Genomic DNA, 19,093 nt, shown 5'->3' on the forward strand with positions numbered 1-19,093 from the left:
CTGTGCTTGAATCGAGGAGCCGCAGCGTACTGGATCGCCCGGTCGAGCCGGGCGATGACAGCGGTGGACGAGGATATGCGCCTTGTTTCGCGGCTGAACTGTAGACCCTCATGGTGCTGCATCGACGTCGTTGCGAGGAGTGAAGCGACGAAGCAATCCATTGCTCCACTCGCGCGGTGAGATGGATTGCTTCGCTTCACTCGCAATGACGAAGCTAGAAGACCGCCAGATATTTCAGCAGCGAGACGATGCCGATGATGATGACGACGACGCGCGCGATCTGCTTGGCGCGGCCGTCGAGCGGCAGCATGTTGATGAGATAGAGAACCAGAATAACGACAAGGAAAGTGACGAGTACGCCGACGAGCATGCGGGGCCCCCTAATGGCATCGGTGAATGTGATGTTCGCCCGTTGCTAACGTGCGATGAGGAATCCGGTTCCGGACCAAGGAACCGAAAGCGGCGGCCTCGCGTGAGCGACCCTATTCGCGCGCCAGCACGGGCGCGCGCTGATACTTGGCGCGGATGCGATCCGGCGCCGGCGTGAAATTGAGAGATGCCCCGCGGCGGTCCGGGCGGCCGACCGACATCAGCCCGTCCTTGCCGGCGACGATGTCGCCCTTGCGCAAGGTCGGATCGTCCTCGATCTTCACCGCGGCGAGCCCGACGGGGTCCTTGCCGTTGCAGGTGCAGCCCGAGACGATCTCGTCGCGATAGCGGAATGCGTTCGGCAGTTCGGAATACGGCTTGCCGTCTTCGGTCGCGGCGTTGTCGATATTGCCGCCATAGACCACTTCGGTCGCGCTCGCCGGGCAGAAGCTGTTGCAGCTTTCCGCCTTGCTCTGGTTGCCGGTCGCAGCCAGCGGGAAATAGCGGCCGTCGCAGGTGCGCACGCAATAGGCCTGGCCGGCGTCATAGCGCGCGCGACGCTCGGCCCGCGGCACTGGCGCCGGGCCGTCATCGAACGGCATCCGGATCACTGGCGGGCGGCCCTGCATGAAGCCGCCGAACAGTTGCGAGAAGAAATCCTGGGCTTGCGCCGCAGGCGCAAGGGACAGGCCGAGTGCTGCCGCCATCCCGAACGCCCACCGCCTCACGTGCCGCCTTGCCATCATCGACCCTCAGTACGATGCAGATCCCTGAAGCCCCGTTCCGATTGAATCGGAACGCGGCTCTAGATTCTTGTTCTGACGCGCTTTCTTCACGCGAACCGGTATCTACCTCGCTCGAAAGCGCTCTAGTACAACGAGGAAGTCGCCGGGATGTTCAACGCCTGACGGCCGGACGGCAGCGTCATCACCGCGGGGCGCGGTTGCGCCGGAGCCGGCCGGACCGAGATCTGCGTCGTGGTCGGGCCGAGCTCGCGGGCGGCGATATGCGGCCCGTTCTTCGGCAGCACCACGACCTTGGTGCCGACATTGACGCGGTTGAACAGGTCTGTGACGTCTTCGTTCGTCAGGCGGATGCAGCCCGACGACACGAACTTGCCGATCGTCGACGGATCGTTGGTGCCGTGGATGCGGTACTCGCTGGAGCCGAGATACATCGCGCGGGCACCGAGCGGATTGCCGGGGCCGCCGGCCATGAAGCGCGGCAGATAGGGCTGGCGCTTGATCATCTCGGCCGGCGGATGCCAGTCCGGCCATTCCGCCTTGTTGCTGATGGTCTGGGTGCCCGCCCAGGTGAAGCCTTCGCGGCCGACGCCGACGCCGTAGCGGATCGCGCGGCCGCCGCCGAGCACGTAATAGAGTGCGGTATTGCCGGTATCGATAATGATGGTGCCGGGCGCCTCAGACGTGTTGAGCGCGACGGTGGTGCGGCGCAGCCGCTCCGGCAGTGCACCGTCCTCGGTCGAGGGATCGTTCATCACCTCGTCGGAGGGGAATCCGCCCGGCTGCGTCGACGCATAGCCGAGCGCGGACGAGCGAACCTGAGCGCTGGCCGAATTGGTGATCATGAACGGCGTCGCGAACAGGACGCTGGCGAAGGCAAAAGTGCGGACATGAGTGCGCGCGGCGCGCGACGCAAGCCGGCGGCTGGAGAGAGACTGCTGTGTCATGTGCTGCCCCTGGACGGGATGCGCATCATGGTGATGCGATGACCACCCAACGCGCGTAACCATCAGACGGTTCCGCTGCGAATCGTCGCGAAGTCGCGATTGTCAACCCGCCAACTCTCACGAGAGCGCGATGGAACCTTTGCCGGGACAAGGCGGTTGTCGTGCGCAATTTGACGCGAAATTCATTTGTCCCCATTCGGGAGGAGTCTGGTGCGCGCCTTTCCGGGTGAACGTATGCTTGGCAATGCGCCCGAAGGCACGCCCGTCCCCGACAGCACAGCCGAAACGCCGCCGGTGATCAGCCGCGCCGAGGTTGTCGCCTTCGCGCTGGTCGGCCTGCTGGTGATTGTCATCGTCGGGGTGCTCTATCTGGCGCGTGCCTTCTTCCTCCCGATCACCATGGCCTTCATCGTCGGCACCATGCTGTCGCCGGCGGCGAGCCTGCTCGAGCGCTACCGGATTCCGCGCGCGCTCGGCGCGGTGCTGATCGTGGTCGCGGTCGGCGCCGCCGTCAGCTTCATGGTCGGGCTGATTGCCTCGCCCGTGATGGAATGGAGCTCGCGGCTGCCCGAACTCGGGGCGATCCTGAAGGAGAAGCTGCATGTGTTCGACCGGCTGCTTATGCTGTGGCAGGAGTTGCAGAGCATGGTCGGCGGGCCCGACACGCTCGCCAGCCTCCAGCTGCCGAAATTCGAATGGGTGCAGCCAACGCTGGAATTCGTGTCGCCGACCTTCGCCGAATTCCTGCTGTTCATCGCAACCCTGATCCTGTTCATCGCGAGCTGGAAGGATCTGCGCCGCGGGCTGGTGATGACCTTCAGCGACCGCGCGGCACGATTGCGCACGTTGCGTATCCTCAACGAGGTCGAGACCCATCTCGGCAATTATCTGCTGACGGTGACGATGATCAACGTCGGCGTCGGCATCGTCACCGGCGCGATCTGCGCGGCGACGGGGATGCCGAACCCGGCGGGGCTCGGCGCGCTCGCCGCGACGCTGAACTTCATTCCGATCATCGGCCCGGTCGCGATGTTCGTGGTGCTGGTCGTGGTCGGCATCATCTCCGCGCCGACCATCGGCGCCGGGCTGCTCGCGCCGGCGTGTTTTGCCGTCGTAACCTTCATGGAAGGGCATTTCGTGACGCCGACGATCGTCGGCCGCAGGCTGTCGCTGAACGCGCTCGCAGTCTTTCTCGCGCTCGCATTCTGGACCTGGCTGTGGGGCCCGATGGGCGCCTTCCTGTCGTCGCCGCTGCTGATCGTGGCGTTGATCGTCAAGGAGCATTTGATGCCGGTCAATTCGCCGCAGCTGCCTGAGGACTAACAAAGCGTTTTCAAGCGAAGTGGGCACCGGTTCGCGTGAAGAAAACGCGTCGAACAACAAAGCCCGGTTTCGCATCTGGAACCTTGCGAGCTGCGAAGCGTTTTTCTCCAGACACACACGCTCTCCGGGAGCTTTCGATGTCGAGCACGGACAGCGCATTTGGGATCAGGACCATGACGGATAACGCGACCTACGAACGCCTCGAAAAGGATGTCACCGCCGTGAAGAACGATATCGCAGCCCTCACCGAACAGATCACCGACGCGCTCAACTCGTTTGCCAACAACGCAGGCAAGCAGGCCCGCCGCCGCTACAAGGATGTGCGCGCCAACGCCGAATCGACGCTCGACGACATGTCGGAGCGCGGCAGCGCGATGATGGGCGCGGCGCAGGATGCGGCATCCTCGATCGAGGAATCGCTGGAAGAGGTGATCACGCAGCGGCCGCTGGCGACCGTCGGCCTTGCGCTCGGCCTCGGCTTTTTGATCGGCGTCACCTGGCGGCGCTAGGTCATGCGCAAGCCACCGTTCTGGACGCGATGGCAGCGCTGGCGCGCCGCCGCCTCGTTCGTCGATGCGCTTTTCAAGGCAAGGTTCAAGGCAAGGCTCTTCAGGACAAGGCTGGTCAATGCTTCAGCGGCTGATCGATGACGTCAAGCAATCCACCGGCAGCGCGCTGCGGCTGACCTCGCTCGCGGCCGCCGCCGCGATCGCGCTGTTCATCACCATCGCCTTCCTGTGCGCGGCGGCCTTCGTCTATGTGCTGCAGCACTATGGTCCGGTGGAGGCGTGCCTGTCCGGCGCCGCGGTGTTCCTGGTCGTCACGCTGATCGCCATCGGCGTCTACATGGCACGCAAGCGCGAGATGCAGAGGCGTGCCGAGAAGGCGGCAAAGGCCGCGAAGTCGGCCGCAGCGACAATGCTCGCCGACCCCGCGCTGATCGCCACCGGCCTGCAGATCGTGCGAGCGATCGGCGTGAAGCGGCTGATCCCGATCCTGGCGGTCGGCGGTCTCGCACTCGGCCTGATGGCAAGCCGCAGCGCCGCCGGCAGCAGCGAGCCGGACGAAGGGGAATAGCCACCAACAAGCACTGCTGTCATCGCCCGGCTCGATGTTTAGACCGGACGATCCAAGTACGCCGCGGCCCATCGGCTCAACAATGACTGTCTCTGGAATACTGGATCGCCCGGACAAGCCGGGCGATGGCACTGTTCAAGGTTCAAGGGGGGCTCAGGTCACACAGCGACCGGGCTGCAGCAGCTTGGCCACTTCGGTCAGGACACTGACCACTGGCTCGCAGGCCACCTTGCGGATGTCGCCGGGGCGTGCACGCGCCGGCGCCGCGGGGTGATTGCGGGCCTCTTCCCGCGCCACGGGGACACGGACCAGGACCGACGTATCGGGAAGCCGATCGACCTTCAGCGCAACCGTCCGGCTCGGCAGGCTGGTCATCGGAACCGCGGCACGGTCGGTCTTGGCGGCCCGATTGACTGCGCTCTCCGGCGCCAATTGGGTGGTGACCTGCTGTCCGCCAATGAGATCGTGGCCGGACGCCAGCTGGACCGCGCCAAGCGTCAATCCAGCCGCCAACGCAGCGAAAATTCCCTTTTGAATCTTTGACATGGTGATGTCCCTCGCCCCATGGAAATTCCCGTTGGCGATCACGGACACAACGCGAGGGAAACCTGTGGGGTTCTCGCGTCCAGCCATCACTTAACCGTGTACGAAAAAAATTTGGATTCGCGCGGAACGAGTCCGGGGGTCTGCGAGTCATTGGAGGAGCCGGTTATTCCCCCTGCCCCATTGACCGGCGACGTAGGGCGCGACCGTGGTGATGCCGGTCGCGCCCTGCTCTTTTTTCGGCCGCGCCGCGAACGATGCGTCAGCCGGCCTGTCGCTCAGCCGTCGCAATCGAAGCCCGGCGCTGAAGGAGCGGTCCCTCCGCCAAGCGAGAGGACTGTCTGCATCAGGCATTATCGTTTGGTGGCATGTCCTGGGATCGAACGACCGTCACTTCACGGCAGGACGCGCAACGACCGACATGAAACTTGATTCCAGTCGTCTGATCGTCGACGAGCATCAATTCGCTCAAGGGCTCGCCGCATTTGCAAGTGACCGTTTTCTTATCGGAAAAATACATCTGAGATCCTCCATGAGCCTGGAGATTTCATCGCGTCATTCGGACGAACTCGCTTGCGCTCGCCCCTCGCTTTCGCTCCTTCTCGGTCCGGGAAATCCCGATGGTTGGTGTGGCTCTCGGCGCTTATTTCTTGGCGGATGGCTTCCGTGATTCCGCGGCTTCACGCGCCTGCCGCTCGGCCTTGAGGCGGTGGAAGTTGTCGTAGAACGCCTTCTCGTGGGCGAGGTGCTCCTTCATCGCCTGCGATGCGTCCTGCTGACGCTGCTCGTTACGAATCTTGCGCTGCTGGGGAGTAAGATTCATACGACCTCCGACTAAGCTCTTGAATCAACGCTGGATTCAACTCACGAGGCTGGAAAAGGTTGCACCCCCGGAAGGAGCTGGATCTATTTGCGCAGGCTCGCCCAGACGCCGCCAAGGATCAGCAAGCCGCCAACCAGGTGGATCAGCTTCGGCGGCTCGCCGAGAATGATCCAGGACAGCAATGCGCTTGCGATCGGCGCGACATAGAGCACGAGCGACGTCCGTACCGAGCCGAACCTCGCGCCGAGCCAGGCGAAGCCGGCATACGCGATCAGGCCGGGGACGAGGCCGGCGAACACATAGGCCTCGAACGCGCGGGCGTTGAAGACCGCAGCCGGCGTCGTCCACATCTCCTGGAGCGCCGGCGGCAGCGAGCACAGCGCGCCGGCCGCCGAGAACAGGCTGACCCGCGCCAGCAGCGAGGCGCGCGGCGCGACGCGCGACTGCACCAGCGTGTAGCCGGACCAGCCGAGCATCGCGCACACCACCAGAAGATCGCCCCAGGCCGCGCTCGATTGCGTCAGCGTTTCCAGATGCCCGCCCGAGACGATCAAAAGCGCACCGGCGAGCGCCAGCGCCGTGCCGAGCCATTGCAGCGGACCGATATGCTCGATGCCGAGCGCGGCCGAAATCAACAGCACCATGATCGGCGACAGCGCGAAGATCAGCGCGATATGGATCGCGGTGGTGGTGATGCCGGCGATGTAGACCGGGCCGCCGCACAGGAACATGCCGAGGAAGCCCGCGGCGAGGATCGGCCAGAAGTTCTGCGCCAGCGGGATCTTGCCGTCCCTCACGGCTGCGATCGCAAACGGCGCGAGGCCGATGGCGATGATGCTCCAGCGGAAGAAGGCCAGCGAGTACGGCGGCACCGAGCCGGCCAGGCCGCGCGCCAGCACCTGGTTGGAGGCCTGCCCGACCGCGACCAGGATGAACCCGGTCAGCGCGACCGCGTCTTCCCAGCCCGTGGCCGGGCGGCCGACCTGACCTTTCGGCAGCTCCGCATCCATGACACCGCCCCCTCAGCCGGCGCACGTTCAGCCAGGACGGCATCCGACAGCGCACAACGTTCGCAGCGCGCTCGCGCTATTGCTCCGCCGCCTCGCGCTCCATGTCGCGGCCGGACATGTCCTCGCCCTGCATGTTGGCGTATTCGCGCGCCATCTCGCGCATCAGGAATTTGGCCGGGACGTCGTGATAGGTGCCGTGGTCATTGACATACTGCATGTAGGCGCGCCCCGCACCGTCGAACGGGTGCAGCAGCGCATCCGAATGGCCGTCGAAATCGAGCGGCTTGACGCCGAGCTTGGCGCACAGCGTGTCGTTGAAGGTCGGGGTCGCCTTGCGCCAGGCGCCGTCGACGAACACTTCGGTGAAGCCGTGCCACGTGAACAGGTCCGAGCCCATGCTCTGGCGCAGCTTCTCGGTGGTGAGATGGTTGCGGACGTCGGCGAAGCCGACCCGGGCCGGGATGCCGTGGACGCGGCAGGCGGCGGCATAGAGCGCCGCCTTGCCGACGCAGTAGCCATTGCCGGCGGCGAGCACGCTGGAGGCCCGGTAGCTCTCGGGCGAGCGCATGCTGACATAGGGGCTGTAGCGGATGCCGTCGCGCACCGCGGTGTAGAGCCGGCTGGCCTTGTCGCGCGCGCTGGCATCGGGTGAGACGGCGGCGCGGGCGAACGCCTCGACGGCGGGATGGTCGCTGTCGACATACTCGCCGGGGTCGGTGTAGAGGCGGCTGATCGTATCGGGGAGGCGCTCGGTCATGGCGCAACCTTAGCAAGCCAAGTGCGCAGTTCAATGCAGCCTTCTTGCAGCCCTGCCCCGCTTAGTTCCTGAAGCGTTCGTCCCACTGCGGCGGCCGGTAGCTGCGCCGCTTTGCCTTGAAATATTCGCGTGCGAAATGGATGCCGATCCCGATCAGGAACGGCGGCGCGAGCGCGGCGGCGATCATCAGCGCGGTGATCGACTTCGGCGTCAGGATGTCCAGCACCATCGACGCCAGCAACCACAGCGTGGCAGCAATCACCGCGACGTCGACATGCTTCATTCCCCAGTCTTCCCTTGGTCCCTGACCACGATCCGGGTTCCATCCTACCGGCTGGCTCCGGGCGCGCCAAGGATTCCGGGCGGCAGACGATACCTCCGCCCTTCACTTTTTCGGAACGCCCTTATTTGGAACGACGCTCGCGCTGGCCACGTTGATCCGGATCAAATCTTGATCCGGAAGCAACCGAACGTGGAGGCCGCGATGGGCAATTCCAGTGACATTCACAGCGGCGTCGACCACCCCGCGAGCCAGAACGGCGTCAACGATCCGGTTGACGGCGTCGACGTGAAGCGGACGTTCAACGACAACCAGACAGCGCACGAACGCGCGCAATGGGCCGCCGACGTGCGTGCCGACGCCTCGTCCAGGAGCGGCGAAGCTTTCCTGCCCGAGGCGCTGCGGCGGCCGCCTACGTCGCCGATCAATCCGCGCACCGGCCGCCACCCCACCGACTAGCTCGTGCAGCATGAAGTGCCGGGGCCGCCGCAGGGGACGCTGCCAAAACATAGAAACAACCAATGCAAAGCAGCCGGCCGCGGCCGGCGTTCGACCAAACGCTTGAGACGTCGGGCAACTCAGGTATATATTTCTAATATTCCGAAATTGCGCAGAGATGAGGCGCGCGCTGCGGCGGGAGCACGTGGGCGTCCCGTCGCTGCCGGGTGTCGGCTCATTCGCTCATCGACAGCATCGCGTTCAGCTCGGCCGCTGTCCGCAGCTGCTCGAGGCGCGCGGCAAGCTGCTCGCGTTCGGCGCCGCTCGGCGCTTGCGCGAGCCGGTTCTCAAGCCGCACGCGATGCTCTTCGAGCCGCTGCTCGAAGGTGTGGGGTTCAGATCGCTTCCGCTTCCGAATCGTCTTCTGCATCACTCACCCTTGGCGGTTGCAGACCGGGACTATTGGCCCAGCGGTCCAGTTGATCGATCACCCGTGCGTGGCTCGGGCGCCGCGGTTCCGGCGCTTCCGGCTCCTCGGATAGCTTGCGGGGCAGCTTGACGTGATTGGTCATGGCGTCACTCCCGCCAGACAACGGAGAGGCAGCCGGATCGTTCCCTTAGTTTTTCTTCTAAGCTATTGATTTTATTTGATTAACTTACTCAATCGACGTTATTATCTCAAGCTGCGGAACCCACCGCGAATTGGTTCGTTTAGCAAATTACTCAACTAACTAATTCTGGGCGATTTGCGATGAACGAGCTTCGCGCTGAACGTCTTCAAGTCATGCTTTCCCCCCAAGAATTATCGGCTCTCGACGATTTCCGCTTCAGGCACCGCATGCCGACCCGTGCCGCGGCAGTGCGCGAGCTGCTCAGGCTCGGCCTGGCCAGCAACGGCGTCGATGGAGGGGCCGGGGTGAAGTCGAGCGAGTATGGGGTGTTTAACCGCGGGCCGGATGGGCACACCCAAGCGGACGCGCCGCAAGAGGAATGACGGCGCGTTGGCGCTGATGCGGCGGTTCAGCCGGCGACGAAGAGGTCCACGACCGCTTTCAGCGTGCACACCACAAGCGCCGAGGTGAACATCGCCGTACCGAGATCTGCGAGATAAAGCAGCTGCGCCTTCTGCTCCGCATCAAGCCGCGCGATCGCCTTGCGCATGGCCAAGCTCCCTTTTCAGGAGAACGCGTCGCGTGAACGTCGGTTCCATGGGCGGCCTCAAAGCCCATCCAATATTGGTGAAGGAGGCGAACAACAGCCGCGGCAGCGCCTCGCGCGGCACCGCGAGCGACTGGCCGCGGGCCAGCGCCAGCGTGCCCAGGATCACCGCCGCGCAGGTGCCGGCCAGCCCGCGGGCGAACAGCGGCGGCCATTGCTGCAGCAACAGCTTCATCAGCGGCCAGTTCAGGGCCCAGCCGAACGCCGTCACCACCAGGCAGAGAAAGCCGATCGTTCGGTCGCGTTGCGTCTTATCCATCGGCCGCGCTTAGCAGGCGGAGGCAGGCGATTCCACTTCGCGGCGCGCACGCCGCATCGGCGTGTACCTTCGGATACCATTCCGTCAGGCAAAGGTGCCGATCGAGACCCGCGGCCAGCCCTCGCTTTTCCGCGCGGCGGCAAGCTTGCTGGTCCAGGCATCGATCAGGCTTGCGATCAGCAGACGGCCGGTGCCGCGCATGTCCGGCAGTTTCATGGTCGGCGTGCCGAGCGCGAGCGCGACCACGCCGTGCACGGCCGCAAGCAGCGCGGTTGCGAGCCGCGGCGGCAGGCCGGACGCCGGCTCGGCGCCCTGTGCCGCGAGATACTCCCGCACCGAGATCACGAACAGCTCGTAGCTGCGGCGCGCGATCTCGGTCTCGCCGAAATAGACGCCGTCGGGAAAACGGCGGTCCTCGACCGTGCCGGACATCGAGAACAGCGAACGGAAGTGATCGGGATTGTCGGCCCAATAGTCGAGATAGGTTTCCATCACCCGCCGCAGCCGCGCATCGCTGTCGGCGGTCTGCGCGCGGACCCGTTCGAGCTGTTCGGCAACCGCCTCGAGATTCTGCTGCTTCACCGCGAGCAGCAGCAGCAGCTTGGTCGGATAATATTTGAGGACGGTGCCCTTCGAATAGCCGATCGCATCGGCGATCTTCTGGATCGAGACGGTCTCGAGCGTGCCGGCGGCGAACTCCTTGCGCGCGGTCTCGAGGATCAACGCCTTCAGCGCCTCCTTGTCGGCCTCCTGACGCGCCCTGCGCTGAAAGCGCCGCGCACCCTTGCTGGATCGCTCCTCGATCGACATGGCCGTGTCCTAGAGGGTTTTCCGCTCCGATGGAATCGAAACGAGGCCCCCTTGTCATACTCCAGTTAATTGACTATGGTCAATTAACTGATCATAAGACGGGAGGATGCAATGAGCGCCCTTGCGAGCCCCCTCGCCGGCGAAATTGTCCGCAGCGATTTCGATCCGTTCAGCCCTGCGACGCGGGCCGATCCCTACGGCACCTACGCTGCGCTGCGTGCCGCGGCGCCAGTCGTTCGCCTGACCAGATATGACATCTGGGCGGTGCCGCGCTTTGCCGAGGTCAAGGCGATCTTCGGAGACCATGTCAATTTCAGCAACGCCGGCGGCGCCGGGCTTGCGAACCACTTCAAGGAAACGCCGTGGCGGCCGCCGAGCATCGTTCTGGAAGCCGATCCGCCGCTGCACACCCGAACCCGCGCGGTGCTGGCGCGGATCCTCTCGCCCGGCGCGATGCGGCGGCTCGCGGATGATTTCAAGGCCACGGCAACACGGCTGATCGACGGGCTGGTCGAGCGCGGATCGTTCGATGCGATCAAGGACGTTGCGGAGGTGTTTCCGGTCAGCGTGTTTCCCGACGCGCTCGGCATCGACCAGGAGGGCCGCGAGAACTTCCTGACCTATGGCGCGATGGTGTTCGCCGGCTTCGGGCCCGAGAACGACTATTTCCGCGACCTGATGAAAGAGGCGCCGCGCGTGCTGCCCTGGGTCGCGGCGCGCTGCCAGCGCGAGGCGCTGCTTCCCGGCAGTTTTGGCGCGCAGGTCTACGAGGCGGCCGACACCGGCGAGATCAGCGCGGAGGAAGCGCCGCTGCTGGTGCGTTCGCTGCTCTCGGCCGGGCTCGACACCACGATCAGCGCGATCGGCATGGCGCTGTACACGCTTGCGCGCCATCCGGAGCAATGGGCATTGCTCGCGGCCGACCCGTCGCTGGCGCGCGCGGCGTTCGACGAGACGCTGCGCTTCGATTCACCGGCGCCGTTCGTATTCCGCACCACGCCGCATGACACCGAGATCGCAGGCATCCGGATCGGCAAGCACGAGAAGGTGCTGCTGCTGCTCGCCTCCGCCAACCGCGACGCGACGCGCTGGGAGCATCCCGACCAGTTCGACATCAGGCGGCGGCTGTCCGGACACATGGGCTTCGGCGTCGGCATCCACGGCTGTGTCGGGCAGATGGTAGCGCGGCTGGAGGCGGAGGCCGTGATCGCAGCGCTCGCCAGCCGCGTGAAGCAGTTCGACATTGCAGGTCCCACAACCTTCCGCGACAGCTCCGGCCTGCGCGCGCTCAGCACGATGCCGGTGCAGGTCACCCGCAAATAGCTTCGACATCGCGCGCCACGCAGCCTAGCCCAAGAAAAAGCCGGCGTACCTTTCGGCACACCGGCTTGCATTGTGCCTCTTGCGTAAGTTCAGCTCATGCCGACGCCGCGCGCGGCGTGCGGTTGCGCGAGTTGCGCTGGAAGAACAGCGCCTGACTCGCCACCGCCGACACCATCGCGGGCTGGAACGGCTTCGAGATCAGGAACGCCGGCTCCGGCCGTTCGCCGGTCAGGAAGCGCTCGGGATAGGCCGTGATGAACACCACCGGCACCTCGAACGTGCGCAGCAGCTCATTCACCGCATCGAGGCCCGACGAGCCGTCGGCGAGCTGGATGTCGGCGAGGATCAGGCCGGGCTTCTTGTTCTTGGCGAGCGCCACCGCATCGGAATGCGTGCGCGCAACGCCGATGACATTGTGGCCGAGATTCTTCACCAGGCTCTCGAGGTCCATGGCGATGAAGGTCTCGTCCTCGATGATCAGGACATCGGTGGCGATCTCGGCGGCCATCTCGCGGCCGGCGGCATCGGTCAGCTTGCGGGTCTCGGCAATGTCGGTGCCGAGAATGTAGCCGACCTCCTCCTCCGAGAAGCCTTCCAGCGACAACAGCAGGAAGGCCTGCCGAGGCAGCGGCGTTATATTGGAGAGCCGGCGCTCCGGCGGCAACGAGAGCGTCGCCACATCGGCATTGTCATTGTTGTTCACCGACACCGAATTCCAGATCTGGGTGAACAGCCGAAACAGGCCGGCGCGCGGACCGTGGCTCTGGTCCAGCAACGATCCGTCCTGCAACAGGGCCTCGAGCATGGCCCCGACATAGGCGTCCCCGGACGCCTGGTTTCCGGTCAGTGCGCGCGCATAACGGCGCAGCAGCGGAAGGTGTTCGGCAACGATCTGTGATCGGGACATTCCCACTCCATCCTTGTTCGTGAGGCCAACCGGCCTGAAACCCGTACTCTGGGGCGGCGTACCATTTTGGGGCGCCCCAGGTTCCCCTGCATGCCCGACTACGCGCGAGCGCCGAAAAAGTTCCACGAAATAGTTCCAGTCTTCCGGAACTTTCTGCGCAACTTTGCATTAGCTCCTGACCGACGAGGCAACGCGGCCAGCCTCTTTTTTCGAGGAATCGACTTGAAAATCAGAGACTTCACTCCCGGGGAAGCGTGGATCACATCATGAAGGAAGTAAAGAAGCAGGGCGGTCTCAACGCCGAGATTCAATCGAGAATCGGCCACCAGCTTCGCGCCATGTACGACGACGTGGTGCGGCAGGGGGTGCCCGACCGCTTTGCGGAGCTGATCCGCAAACTCGACGGACCCGAGGCTGCCGCGGCGGCCGTGGCCGGGGGCGACACTGACAAGAACAATGGAGGGGACTAATGCCTCTCACCAATGAACTTCGCGACGACATCCTGGCGTCGGTCCCGAGCCTGCGCGCGTTCGCGATCTCGCTGTCCGGTAATGGTGACCGTGCCGACGATCTGGTGCAGGAGACCCTGCTGCGCGCGATCGCCAATATCGACTCGTTCCAGCCCGGCTCGAACCTGCCCGCGTGGTTGTTCACGATCCTGCGCAACCTGTTTCGCTCCGACTACCGGAAGCGGCGGCGCGAGGTGGAGGATGCCGAGGGCAATTATGCCAAGACGCTGAAGAGCCAGCCGTCGCAGACAGCGCATCTGGAGTTCGAGGAATTCCGCGCTGCGCTCGAGAAGCTGCCGCAGGACCAGCGCGAGGCGCTGATCCTGGTTGGCGCCTCCGGCTTCTCCTACGAGGATGCCGCGGCGATCTGCGGCTGCGCGGTCGGCACCATCAAGAGCCGCGTCAACCGCGCGCGATCGAAGCTCTCCGCGCTGCTCTACGTCGACAGCGCCGAGGATTTCGGTCCCGACAACACCGTGCGCGCCGTGATCGGCGGCAATGGCGGCTAGCCAGGCGCGATGCTGGAATGGAAGGGCGGCCCGCTGGGCCGCCTTTTTTTCATTCGGCGATCGTCCACAACGGTATCGCGCAGCATGACCAGGAAGACGTTTGAAGCCACCATCATCCTGGAGGGCAGCGCCTGCTTCATACCGGTGACGTTCGATCCGAAGGTTGTTTTCGGGAAGGTTCGCGCTCCGGTTCTGGTCACGCTGAACGGCTACACCTATCGAAGCACCATCGCCTCGATGGGCGGGCAGGTCTGCATTCCCTTGCGAAAGAGCAACCGCGAGGCGGCGGGCCTAAAGGGCGGCGAGACATTACGGGTCACGCTCGAACTCGATGCCGAAAAACGCACTGTCGACGTCCCACCCGACCTGGACAAGGCGCTCACCCCCGCTGCGCGGGCCCGCTGGGATCAGCTCAGCTACTCGCGCCAGCGAGAATACGTTGAGGCAATCACCGAAGCCAAAAAGCCGGAGACGCGCGCACGCCGGATCGAGCAGACCATCGCCCGTCTCGATCGATCATCGTCAGACTAGAGCGTTTTTCGCTGGCGCTCGCTGCTGCGTGATCTGCCGCGTTGCGCGACGGTCGCGCCATCAGCCCGCCATCGCCTGCCTGACGGCAGTCGGCTTGAAGCCGTTTCTCAATTCGAGAATCTTGCCCGCGATCTCGGTCACCGGAACCGGATGGCTGAACAGGAAGCCCTGGGCCTCGTTGCAGCCCTCGGCCCGCATGTAGTCCAGCTGCTCGACGGTCTCGATGCCTTCGGCGATCGTGGTCATGCCAAGGCTCCGGCCAAGGCTGATGACGGCGCGCACGATCGATTTCGATCCATGCGCCGCGGTCGCGTCGCCCACGAAGGATTTGTCGATCTTGAGCTTGTCGAACGGAAAACTGCGCAGATAGCTGAGCGACGAATAACCGGTGCCGAAATCGTCCAGCGCGATGCGCAGTCCTAACGCCTTCAGCTTGTGCAGCGTTGCAAGCGTCTCGCTGCTGTTCGCGAGGAAGACGGACTCGGTGATTTCAAGCTCCAGCCGGCGCGGCGACAATTTCGACGCCGCCAGCCCGTTGACGACGACGTCGATGAAGTCGGGATCGCGAAACTGGACCGCGGAGACGTTGACCGCGAGCTTCATCTCGCTGGGCCAGGTGACGGCCTGCTCGCAGGCGCGATTGAGGACCCATTCTCCCAACGGGCCGATCAGGCCGATCTCTTCGGCGATCGGGATGAACTGGTCCGGCGCCACCATTCCCCGCTTCGGGTGATGCCAGCGCAGCAGCGCCTCGAAGCCGCAGATGCGGTCGAGATGGAGATCGTAAAGCGGCTGGTAGTACAACGAGAACTCGTCCTTGGCCATCGCCTCGCGGAGATCGAGCTCGATCGCCCGGCGCCGCTGCAGGCTGGCGTCCATCGCGGGCTCGAAGAAGCGCCAGGTACCCCGGCCTTCCATCTTGGCGCGGTACAGAGCGACGTCGGCGTTCTTCAGGAGCTTCTCTCCGGTGCTGCCGTCGACCGGCGACATCGAGATGCCGACGCTGCATCCGACCACGACGCGATGCCCGTTCAGCTCGTACGGAGCGCCGACGCATTCCACGATGCGGCGGGCGAGGCGCTCGGCCTCCTCTCCGCCCTGGACGCCACACTGGATGACCGCGAACTCGTCGCCGCCCAGGCGCGCGACGGTGTCGACCTCGCGGACGCAGGCGTTGAGGCGGTCGGCGACCGCACACAGCAGTTCGTCGCCGACCGGATGCCCGAGCGTATCGTTGACCTGCTTGAAATTATCGAGATCGAGGCAGAACACCGCGAAGCCGGATCCGCGGCCGACCTGAGCGACCGCCAGCTCGATCCGTTCGGCCAGCAGCGTCCGGTTCGGCAGCCTGGTCAGGGCATCGTGCCGGGCCATGAACGCGATCTGCGACTCGGCGCGCTGCTGTTCGGTGACATCCTCGCAGGTGACGAGCCAGCCGCCGTCGGATGTCGGCCGTTGCGCGATGGCAATGATCCGTCCATCGCTGAGATGCTGCAGATAGTTGCCCTCGTGCTGGGCCATCGATCGCTCGCGTTCCGCCAGCAGGTCGGCGACGGTCTGGTCACCGTGATTGTCGGCGGCGACGCTGAGGCCGAGCACGTCCTCCATGGTCATTCCGGGAACGACGAGCTCCGGCGAAATGTCGAAGATCTCGCAGAACCTGCGGTTGGCGACCTGCAGCCGCGCCTCGCTGTTGTAGAGGCACAGCCCTTGCGACATGTGCGTGAGCGCCGCGTCGAGCCGCAGATTGGTTTCATGCAGCTCGGCCTTCTGCTGCTTCAACGCGGAGATGTCGCTGTAGACGAGAACGACGCCGCCCTCCTGCGTCTCGCTGCGGCTGACACGCAGCCAGCGCCCGTCGGAAAGCTGCGCCTCACTCGCGAAGCCATCGAAGTCACTGTCGGCCAATGCCAGGCTGGGGGCATCGAGCCGATCCGACTGCAGAAGCTGCGGCGAGAGACGGATGAATTCGCTGGCGCGCGAATTGGCCAGCGCGATCTGGCCATCCGCATCGAGCAGCACGACGCCTTCGTGCGACGTTTCGAGCGCATCGGAAAGCCGCGCCTGCGCGGAGCGGCGTTGCGACACCTCCTGATCGACCATCCGCCTGATGTTGTCGCGCATGGTTTCCATGGCGGTCAGCAGCGTGCCGAGCTCGTCGGTGCCGCCCTTGGGGACGGTCGCGTCGAGGTCGCCGCCGGCGATGCTCCGCGCAGCCCGCGATGCAATGGCGACGGGCCCGATGATCCGGCGCGCCAATACCCACGAGAACAGCGCCGACAGGAACAGCGCGACGGTCAGCCCGGCGACGTTGAGCTGCAGATCCCGCTTGATCGTCGAGAGCGCCTTCTGCCTGAACAGAAAGCCGTCGCCGGCCGTATAGTTGACCAGCAGCTCAACCTGCTGGCTGACGATCTTGGAGTAGCGATCGACGTCGCCGACCGTGGTGCCCGAGGACTGCGGATCGGCCGCCGGGCTTCCCTCGATCGACGATCCGATGGCGCGGCGATGCAGCGCCATCCAGGCGTCGGCGGCTTCCTGAACCTTTGCCGCGGCTTGCGCGGCCCGCGAGGACTGCGAGCGGTCGGCAGCGATGGTCAGGTCTTCCGAGAGCGTCTTGGCGAGCTTTTCGATCTGGCTGTCGAGGCTGGCGCGAATTTCCAGATCCGTGGTCAGCAGACGCTGCGACGACGCGACCCGCATCGAGGCGAAGTCCGCCCCGGCCGCGCGGGCGTAATTGATCGACATCAGGGATTCGTCGAACGTCTTGGCCACCAGATCGCCGGCATGGCGGATGCCGAGGATGGAGTATCCGCCGAGCGCGACGGCAACGGCGCTCATCGCGAGGCAGAAAATCAGAATCTGGGTGCGGATCGAACCCGTGGTCAGGGCAAGACGCGACAGGCCGCCGGTTGCGAACCGAATGGCTGCACCGGTCTTCACCTTGAGGCTGCCCAATAGGCTATCCATACCCGCGTTTCGCCGTAGTGCTCGATGTTCAAGCCACGCAGAAACGCGTAGCGCTTGCGGAAAAATGACTGTCTGCTCAAAATTGCTTTAGTAGTGACTGGAACTGATGCTGAAATCGTTAAGATCAGCCAGCGATAATCACCCTTACAGGTAAATGCGAGACGCATCATTTGCACGTTAGATTGGCCGGCGTCGGAATTCCAAGCGGGGGTCTCATGCAGTCAGGCTTGTTGCGCATCCTGCGCCTCGGCCGGTCCGGAGGCGTGCCTTTAGTGGCCGCGATTGTCACGGGAGCGCTAGCCGGCGCCGCTCTGGGTGCGGCGCCATACGTCATTTCGCAGAAGGATCGCGAATTCAAGCCCGCAGAGATATCAATCAAGCGCGGCGAGATTTTACGATTCATTAACGATGACGGCGAACTGCTGCATCACGCTTATTTGAGCACCGATGCGTTCAGTTTCGACTCGGGCGACCAGCAACCGGGCAGCAAGTTCGACGTCACATTTTCCGTACCCGGCGACTACACCGTGCTGTGCGGCATTCATCCGAAGATGAAGCTCGCGGTCCACGTCGCCAAATAGTCCCCCTCGGGGATTAACGATCTACAGGACCGAGGTCTTGAAGATCGCGGCGTGGCCGAAATAGTAGACGAACAGCGTCAGCGACAGCGCGGCACAGAGCGCAACCGGGGCAAGCCACGGCGCGCGACGATCGCGCGGCAACACCTTGTTGTCGGCGAGAATCGCAAACAGCACGGCGATGATCGCCGAGTGTCCGATGGTGTCGATCTTACCGAACTCGAAGCACGCGCTGATGAACATCCCCGTCAGCACGGCGGCGGCGCAGCGCCGGATCAGCGGCGTCCAGATCAGGGCAAAGGCGAGCGTGAATTCCACCATGCCCGCGGCGCGCATGTAGAACTCATTGTCGAAGCCGAGGCTCATCCCGGTATGCTCGATCAGGAGCGGAAAGCTCCATTCCGGATAGGCCCATTTTTCGATCGATGCCCACATCAGCGTCACCGCCGCGGCGTACCGCATCACGTCGATCGGCCGGATTCCGAACAGATCCTTGTTCAGCCCGATCAGCGCAAAATAGGCGGCAACGCCGAGAAAAATCGGGTAGTCGGCAAGATGGAAGACGCCGTAACCGCGAACCCCGATGCCGAACAGGATCGCCATCCCCACGGCCGACAGCGGCAGCGTGCGCCGCGACAGCATGCCGGCGGCGATGGCGAGCTGCAACGCGCCCACCAGCGGTGACGACGTCTTCAACTCGGGGGTCAGCAGGATCCCGCCCACGGCCCAGATCGAGATGAAGAAGAACGCGCAGACGGCGCGCATCATCAGTTCGGTGTGCAGCCGAAGTCCCTCGGTAATGCGGTCCAGCACGCGAATGGTCGCATCGCCGAGCGACGTCGGCTCGATCAGGCAGCCCGCAAACAGCCAGAAGACGGCGACACCGAGCAGCAGTTCAAAATCGAGGCAAAGGACATTCTCGAGTCCGCGGGGCTGACCGGCGACATCGTAAGCGCAAAACCATTTGACGTGTGCCTCGGCACTGCGCGCGGCTACGACGCAAAACAAAACCGCTGCAAGGCACGTGGCAAAAAAGGAGCGCACAGCCGACGCGGCATCTCGCTCCCGCCCATTAAACATTGAACCAACCGCCCACACACACACATACGCTTAAGGACTTGTTTAACTTATATCAAATTTTACGCTTTGCGCCTGCCTCTGGACATCCG

General features: G+C 64.3%; 26 protein-coding genes. 10 read left to right on the forward strand and 16 right to left on the reverse strand.

The genetic code is table 11. The features are described from left to right. Positions 1–214: 214 nt before the first annotated feature. From AC066Y_RS25740 to AC066Y_RS25750, 3 genes are all read right to left on the reverse strand, one after another. The gene (locus AC066Y_RS25740) at positions 215–370 is read right to left on the reverse strand and encodes a Thivi_2564 family membrane protein (protein ID WP_061880958.1); all 156 of its coding nucleotides are present in this window, start codon (positions 368–370) and stop codon (positions 215–217) included. 112 nt (positions 371–482) lie between these two features. After that, a complete protein-coding gene (locus AC066Y_RS25745) occupies positions 483–1,112 on the reverse strand; it encodes a DUF2865 domain-containing protein (protein WP_478276306.1) in 630 nt (209 codons plus the stop codon). Positions 1,113–1,237: 125 nt separating this feature from the next. Next, positions 1,238–2,059, reverse strand: a complete 822-nt coding sequence (locus AC066Y_RS25750) for a L,D-transpeptidase (protein WP_478276307.1) — start codon at positions 2,057–2,059, stop codon at positions 1,238–1,240. A gap of 210 nt (positions 2,060–2,269) precedes the next feature. Between AC066Y_RS25750 and AC066Y_RS25755 the strand changes: the two genes are divergently transcribed. The 3 genes from AC066Y_RS25755 to AC066Y_RS25765 all read left to right on the forward strand — a co-directional run bounded on the left by AC066Y_RS25755 (position 2,270) and on the right by AC066Y_RS25765 (position 4,459). After that, positions 2,270–3,382, forward strand: a complete 1,113-nt coding sequence (locus AC066Y_RS25755) for an AI-2E family transporter (RefSeq protein WP_478276308.1) — start codon at positions 2,270–2,272, stop codon at positions 3,380–3,382. Between the two features lie 137 nt (positions 3,383–3,519). Continuing rightward, positions 3,520–3,891, forward strand: a complete 372-nt coding sequence (locus AC066Y_RS25760; RefSeq protein WP_092118924.1) for an ElaB/YgaM/YqjD family protein — start codon at positions 3,520–3,522, stop codon at positions 3,889–3,891. A gap of 118 nt (positions 3,892–4,009) precedes the next feature. Continuing rightward, positions 4,010–4,459 carry a hypothetical protein gene (locus AC066Y_RS25765; protein ID WP_478276309.1) on the forward strand — a complete coding sequence of 150 codons (450 nt, stop codon included), beginning with the start codon at positions 4,010–4,012 and terminating at the stop codon, positions 4,457–4,459. Between the two features lie 153 nt (positions 4,460–4,612). Here the strand turns inward: AC066Y_RS25765 and AC066Y_RS25770 are convergent, their stop codons facing one another. The 5 genes from AC066Y_RS25770 to AC066Y_RS25790 form a co-directional block, all read right to left on the reverse strand. Then, positions 4,613–5,005 (reverse strand): hypothetical protein, encoded by a 393-nt coding sequence (locus tag AC066Y_RS25770; RefSeq protein WP_478276310.1) that lies wholly within the window; start codon positions 5,003–5,005, stop codon positions 4,613–4,615. A 640-nt stretch (positions 5,006–5,645) separates the two neighbouring features. Beyond that, the gene (locus tag AC066Y_RS25775; RefSeq protein ID WP_478276311.1) at positions 5,646–5,825 is read right to left on the reverse strand and encodes a hypothetical protein; all 180 of its coding nucleotides are present in this window, start codon (positions 5,823–5,825) and stop codon (positions 5,646–5,648) included. 83 nt (positions 5,826–5,908) lie between these two features. Continuing rightward, entirely contained in the window at positions 5,909–6,835 is a 927-nt protein-coding gene (locus tag AC066Y_RS25780; RefSeq protein ID WP_478276312.1) for a DMT family transporter, read from the reverse strand. Between the two features lie 76 nt (positions 6,836–6,911). Next, positions 6,912–7,592: a transglutaminase-like domain-containing protein gene (locus tag AC066Y_RS25785; protein WP_478276313.1), complete on the reverse strand. Its 681-nt coding sequence runs from the start codon at positions 7,590–7,592 to the stop codon at positions 6,912–6,914. Positions 7,593–7,653: 61 nt separating this feature from the next. Further along, positions 7,654–7,875 (reverse strand): hypothetical protein, encoded by a 222-nt coding sequence (locus tag AC066Y_RS25790; RefSeq protein WP_092118943.1) that lies wholly within the window; start codon positions 7,873–7,875, stop codon positions 7,654–7,656. A gap of 201 nt (positions 7,876–8,076) precedes the next feature. Between AC066Y_RS25790 and AC066Y_RS25795 the strand changes: the two genes are divergently transcribed. After that, positions 8,077–8,331 carry a hypothetical protein gene (locus AC066Y_RS25795; protein ID WP_478276314.1) on the forward strand — a complete coding sequence of 85 codons (255 nt, stop codon included), beginning with the start codon at positions 8,077–8,079 and terminating at the stop codon, positions 8,329–8,331. A 214-nt stretch (positions 8,332–8,545) separates the two neighbouring features. Here the strand turns inward: AC066Y_RS25795 and AC066Y_RS25800 are convergent, their stop codons facing one another. Together AC066Y_RS25800 and AC066Y_RS25805 are read right to left on the reverse strand one after the other, a co-directional pair. Then, positions 8,546–8,740, reverse strand: coding sequence for a hypothetical protein (locus tag AC066Y_RS25800; RefSeq protein ID WP_478276315.1), 195 nt, complete (start codon positions 8,738–8,740; stop codon positions 8,546–8,548). After that, positions 8,706–8,882 (reverse strand): hypothetical protein, encoded by a 177-nt coding sequence (locus tag AC066Y_RS25805; RefSeq protein WP_171947849.1) that lies wholly within the window; start codon positions 8,880–8,882, stop codon positions 8,706–8,708. Before AC066Y_RS25805 ends, AC066Y_RS25800 begins: the two co-directional genes overlap by 35 nt. Before the next feature lie 179 nt (positions 8,883–9,061). Here AC066Y_RS25805 and AC066Y_RS25810 point away from each other — a divergent pair, with 179 nt between their 5' ends. Further along, a complete protein-coding gene (locus AC066Y_RS25810; RefSeq protein ID WP_478276316.1) occupies positions 9,062–9,304 on the forward strand; it encodes a hypothetical protein in 243 nt (80 codons plus the stop codon). A gap of 26 nt (positions 9,305–9,330) precedes the next feature. Here the strand turns inward: AC066Y_RS25810 and AC066Y_RS25815 are convergent, their stop codons facing one another. From AC066Y_RS25815 to AC066Y_RS25825, 3 genes are all read right to left on the reverse strand, one after another. Then, positions 9,331–9,471 (reverse strand): hypothetical protein, encoded by a 141-nt coding sequence (locus tag AC066Y_RS25815; protein WP_173643732.1) that lies wholly within the window; start codon positions 9,469–9,471, stop codon positions 9,331–9,333. Continuing rightward, entirely contained in the window at positions 9,446–9,787 is a 342-nt protein-coding gene (locus AC066Y_RS25820) for an EamA family transporter (RefSeq protein ID WP_478276317.1), read from the reverse strand. The genes AC066Y_RS25815 and AC066Y_RS25820 overlap by 26 nt, the downstream gene beginning before the upstream one ends. An 84-nt stretch (positions 9,788–9,871) precedes the next feature. After that, a complete protein-coding gene (locus AC066Y_RS25825) occupies positions 9,872–10,597 on the reverse strand; it encodes a TetR/AcrR family transcriptional regulator (RefSeq protein WP_478276318.1) in 726 nt (241 codons plus the stop codon). Between the two features lie 111 nt (positions 10,598–10,708). Between AC066Y_RS25825 and AC066Y_RS25830 the strand changes: the two genes are divergently transcribed. Beyond that, the gene (locus AC066Y_RS25830) at positions 10,709–11,920 is read left to right on the forward strand and encodes a cytochrome P450 (protein ID WP_478276319.1); all 1,212 of its coding nucleotides are present in this window, start codon (positions 10,709–10,711) and stop codon (positions 11,918–11,920) included. 94 nt (positions 11,921–12,014) lie between these two features. On the opposite strand, the gene AC066Y_RS25835 is transcribed toward AC066Y_RS25830, so the two are convergent. Next, a complete protein-coding gene (locus tag AC066Y_RS25835; protein WP_212314214.1) occupies positions 12,015–12,827 on the reverse strand; it encodes a response regulator in 813 nt (270 codons plus the stop codon). A gap of 266 nt (positions 12,828–13,093) precedes the next feature. Here AC066Y_RS25835 and AC066Y_RS25840 point away from each other — a divergent pair, with 266 nt between their 5' ends. Genes AC066Y_RS25840 through AC066Y_RS25850 form a run of 3 tightly spaced genes read left to right on the forward strand, consistent with a single transcriptional unit; the run spans position 13,094 to position 14,376 of the window. Continuing rightward, on the forward strand, positions 13,094–13,297 hold the full coding sequence (locus AC066Y_RS25840; RefSeq protein ID WP_018269610.1) for a NepR family anti-sigma factor: 204 nt from the start codon (positions 13,094–13,096) through the stop codon (positions 13,295–13,297). After that, a complete protein-coding gene (locus tag AC066Y_RS25845; RefSeq protein ID WP_092118964.1) occupies positions 13,297–13,845 on the forward strand; it encodes a sigma-70 family RNA polymerase sigma factor in 549 nt (182 codons plus the stop codon). Before AC066Y_RS25840 ends, AC066Y_RS25845 begins: the two co-directional genes overlap by 1 nt. A 9-nt stretch (positions 13,846–13,854) precedes the next feature. Further along, positions 13,855–14,376, forward strand: coding sequence for a YdeI/OmpD-associated family protein (locus AC066Y_RS25850; protein ID WP_478276320.1), 522 nt, complete (start codon positions 13,855–13,857; stop codon positions 14,374–14,376). A 60-nt stretch (positions 14,377–14,436) separates the two neighbouring features. Here AC066Y_RS25850 and AC066Y_RS25855 read toward each other — a convergent pair whose 3' ends face one another. After that, positions 14,437–17,346 (reverse strand): EAL domain-containing protein, encoded by a 2,910-nt coding sequence (locus AC066Y_RS25855; RefSeq protein WP_478276321.1) that lies wholly within the window; start codon positions 17,344–17,346, stop codon positions 14,437–14,439. Between the two features lie 215 nt (positions 17,347–17,561). On the opposite strand from AC066Y_RS25855, the gene AC066Y_RS25860 reads away from it, so the two are divergent. Next, on the forward strand, positions 17,562–17,927 hold the full coding sequence (locus tag AC066Y_RS25860; RefSeq protein ID WP_478276322.1) for a methylamine utilization protein: 366 nt from the start codon (positions 17,562–17,564) through the stop codon (positions 17,925–17,927). 21 nt (positions 17,928–17,948) lie between these two features. Here AC066Y_RS25860 and AC066Y_RS25865 read toward each other — a convergent pair whose 3' ends face one another. Then, positions 17,949–18,932: a hypothetical protein gene (locus AC066Y_RS25865; protein WP_478276323.1), complete on the reverse strand. Its 984-nt coding sequence runs from the start codon at positions 18,930–18,932 to the stop codon at positions 17,949–17,951. Positions 18,933–19,093 lie beyond the last annotated feature (161 nt).

Source organism: Bradyrhizobium sp. USDA3010, assembly GCF_056429065.1.